The organism is Caulobacter sp. B11 (assembly GCF_002737765.1).
Lineage (GTDB): Bacteria > Pseudomonadota > Alphaproteobacteria > Caulobacterales > Caulobacteraceae > Caulobacter.
Window position 1 is genome coordinate 1 of record NZ_PEGG01000331.1, and the last position, 3428, is coordinate 3428.

Consider the following 3428-nt stretch of genomic DNA (forward strand, 5'->3'; position numbering starts at 1 on the left):
CGAACAAGTCGGGGACCGCCTCCCCCTTTCAGGGGAGGATCTGCGCGGCATTGAACGGGGATCGACCGCGCTCTACCCCCCGCCGCCCCCACAAACCCCCAACAAACTCAACGCCCTGTAAGCGCCAATCAGACGCGCTCAAAACCACCCCCATAATCATCCTCGTCTCCGTCGCGGAGGAGGGCGCTTGGTACCGACCCGAAGCGGCGACGGAGATGGAATCGAGCGGGGCCGCCAGGCCGCGCGGGCCCTGTGCTCGCGACGCCATGGCGGGTCGACAGGGTCGGGAACGCTTTAAACCGGCCTATCAGGATCAGTCGGGGTCGAGACGGGTCGCCGATCGACTTTGGTCCTGCCCGTCCGGGGGCTCTTGGGAACCCGGGGTGAAAGACCCCCACGCCTCCCGTCCTCACGGCGCAACGATTTCGCGGAGCGGTCGAGGTCAGCCGAAACGCAAAACAAACATCACGGTCATCCGGGCTTGCCCCGGCCGCTCCGCGCCTCCTCAGTCCAACTCGCAGCGCAAGCGTGAGGTCGATGGATCGTGCCTCTTGAATCCCCTCCCCCTTGCGGGGAGGGGGCAGGGGGTGGGGGTGTCGGCTCCGTGTCGGCCGATGCAGGCGCCGGCGCCCCCATCCCCAACCCCTTCCCCGCGAGGGGGAAGGGGCTTTTCAACCCAACGATAGGAAAGCCCATGCCCAAATCCGCACCGCCACGCTCACGACGCCGGCGGCCGCGCCGCGCCGACCATGTCGAGACGCGGTTCATCGCGGTCCTTAACCGCTGGATCGCCCTGGTCGACGAGACCCGACGCGATGTCGAACGGGTGGCGCACAAGACGCCCCCGGCCCAGCTGACCAAGGCGAGGGCCATTCTGGATCAGGCGCGCCGCGACTTCCTCGAGACCCGGGAGGTGATGTCCGCGCCGCTGGACCTGCCGGGCCTGTCCGCGGCCCTGCGTGGCGAGCGCCGGGTCTAGACGTCCAGGTCGTCGACGGCGAACTCGGCGTTTTCCTGGATGAAGCGGAAGCGTAGCTCGGGTTTGCGGCCCATCAGGGTCTCGACCAGGTCTTCGACATGGGCCTCGTCGCGCGGCAGGGTCACCCGGGCCAGGGTGCGGACGGCCGGGTCCATGGTGGTTTCCTTCAGCTGGGCGGCCATCATCTCGCCCAGACCCTTGAAGCGGCCGATCTCGGGCTTCTTGCCCTTGAACATCGTGGCCAGCAGCTCGTCCTTGTGGGCGTCGTCGCGGGCATAGGCGCTCTTGCCGCCATGGCTGAGGCGGTAGAGCGGCGGCAGGGCCAGGAACAGGTGCCCGCCGCGGATCAGCTCGGGCATGGTGCGGTAGAAGAAGGTGATCAGCAGGCTGGCGATGTGGGCGCCGTCGACATCGGCGTCGGTCATGATGATGATCCGCTCGTAGCGCAGATCTTCCTCGCGATACTTGCTGCCGCCCTGGGCTCCCAGGGCCTGCATCAGGTCGGACAGTTCCTTGTTGGCGCTGAACTTCTCGCCGGTGGCCGAGGCGACATTGAGGATCTTGCCGCGCAGGGGCAGGATCGCCTGGTTCTTGCGGTTGCGGGCCTGTTTGGCCGAGCCGCCGGCGCTGTCGCCTTCGACGATGAACAGTTCGGCCCCGTCGACCGCCCCGCCGGCGCAGTCGGCCAGCTTGCCGGGCAGGCGCAGCTTGCGGGTCGCCGAGGCGCGCTGGACTTCCTTGTCCTTGCGACGCTTGAGCCGTTCCTCGGCCCGCTCGATGACGAATTCCAGCAGGGCCTGGGCGGCCTTGGGGCTGCCGGTCAGCCAGTGGTCGAACGGGTCGCGCAGCGCCGCCTCGACGAAGCGCTGGGCCTCGCTGGACGACAGCTTTTCCTTGGTCTGACCCTGGAATTCCGGGTTCTTGATGAACACCGAGATCAGGGCCCCTGCCTGGGCGATGACGTCGTCGGCGGTGATGATGCTGGCCCGCTTCTCGCCCTTCAGCTCGGCATAGGCCTTGAGGCCGCGGGTCAGGGCGGCGCGCAGGCCGCTCTCATGGGTGCCGCCTTCGGGGGTGGGCACGGTGTTGCAGTAGGACTGCATGAAGCCGTCATGCTCGCCAAAGCCGCGCGGCGTCCAGGCGATGGCCCATTCGACCGCCCCGGCCTCGCCCTTGCGCTCGATGCGCCCGGCGAAGCTGTCGGGGGTGACGACCTCGAGGCCCTTGGTGCGCTCGGCCAGGAAGTCGGCCAGGCCGTTGGGGAAGTGGAACACCGCCTCGGGCGGGGTCTGGTCCTGGATGCGGGAGGGATCGCAGGACCATTTGATCTGCACGCCGCGAAACAGATAGGCCTTCGAGCGGGTCATCCGGTACAGGCGAGCGGGCTTGAAGGCCACGCCCTCGCCGAAGATCTCGTCGTCGGGCTTGAAGCGGACCATGGTGCCGCGCTTGCGGCTGGGGCCGATCTTCTCGACAGGGCCCAGGGGCTTGCCGCGCGAAAACACCTGCAGGTGCTCGAACCCGTCGCGCCAGACCGTGACCTCGACCCGTTCCGACAGGGCGTTGACCACCGAGGCGCCGACGCCGTGCAGGCCGCCGGAGGTTTCATAGGCCTTGCCGCTGAACTTCCCGCCGGCGTGCAGGATGGTCATGATCACTTCCAGGGCCGACTTGCCCGGATGCTTGGGGTGCGGATCGACCGGCATGCCCCGGCCGTCGTCCTTGACGCTCAGAAAGCCGTCGGCGTCGAGCTTGACCTCGATGGTCTTGGCGAAGCCGGCCACGGCCTCGTCCATCGAGTTGTCGAGCACCTCGGCGAACAGGTGGTGCAGGGCCCGCTCGTCGGTGCCGCCGATATACATGCCCGGCCGTTTGCGCACCGGCTCCAGGCCTTCGAGCACCTCGATGTCGCTGGCGGTATAGCCGCCCGACGAGGGGACGGACCCGCCGGAGATCTCGGCGGCGGTGGGCGGCGGCGGCGCGGCGGGGCGAACCTGGGCCTCGACGTGGGGCTCCCGCGCCGGCAGCGGCGCCGCGGGCGGCGGCGACAGGGCGTCATCGAAAAGCGAAAGCGAGGCGGGGGGCGCGTCTTTAGCGGACATTACGGGAACATGCGTCGATTCGGAGGGAAGCTCCGTATGGGCTTCGGGGAGTCGCCTGAAAAGGGGCGTCTCGTCGCGGGGAGGCTTTTGTTGGCGACGGCGACCAGGATCGTCGCCGAGCGGGGGTGGTGTCGGCAAGCCCGACGGAGGGGGAGAATCTGCGAACAGAGTGCAGTACTCCTCCCCCTTCAGGGGGAGGAGCTTGTCAGTCCCTACCGGTAGGCGACCGGCATGCCGTTGTCCGGGGCCGCATAGCGGTCGCGAAGCTGGGTCTGGCGAGAGTCCTGAGGCTGTTCGACCCCGGCGATGAACACCTTGGACGCCCAGGTCGTGGTTTCCAGCGGATC

The 3428-nt window shown here is 68.3% G+C and carries 2 protein-coding genes; one reads left to right on the forward strand and one right to left on the reverse strand.

Annotated elements, in window-relative coordinates; genetic code table 11:
- The first annotated feature begins 694 nt into the window (after positions 1 to 694).
- Positions 695 to 979, forward strand: coding sequence for a hypothetical protein (locus CSW58_RS12160; protein WP_099447462.1), 285 nt, complete (start codon positions 695 to 697; stop codon positions 977 to 979).
- Here CSW58_RS12160 and parE read toward each other — a convergent pair.
- A complete protein-coding gene (gene parE / locus CSW58_RS12165) occupies positions 976 to 3081 on the reverse strand; it encodes a DNA topoisomerase IV subunit B (RefSeq protein WP_099447463.1) in 2106 nt (701 codons plus the stop codon). The two genes, CSW58_RS12160 and parE, sit on opposite strands and share 4 nt — an antisense overlap.
- Between the last annotated feature and the right edge of the window lie 347 nt (positions 3082 to 3428).

What these genes read in the sequence shown, in the direction of transcription:
- parE (WP_099447463.1), bottom strand. Translation starts at nt 3,081, where the DNA reads ATGTCCGCTAAAGACGCGCCCCCCGCCTCGCTTTCGCTTTTCGATGAC.
- CSW58_RS12160 (WP_099447462.1), top strand. Translation starts at nt 695, where the DNA reads ATGCCCAAATCCGCACCGCCACGCTCACGACGCCGGCGGCCGCGCCGC.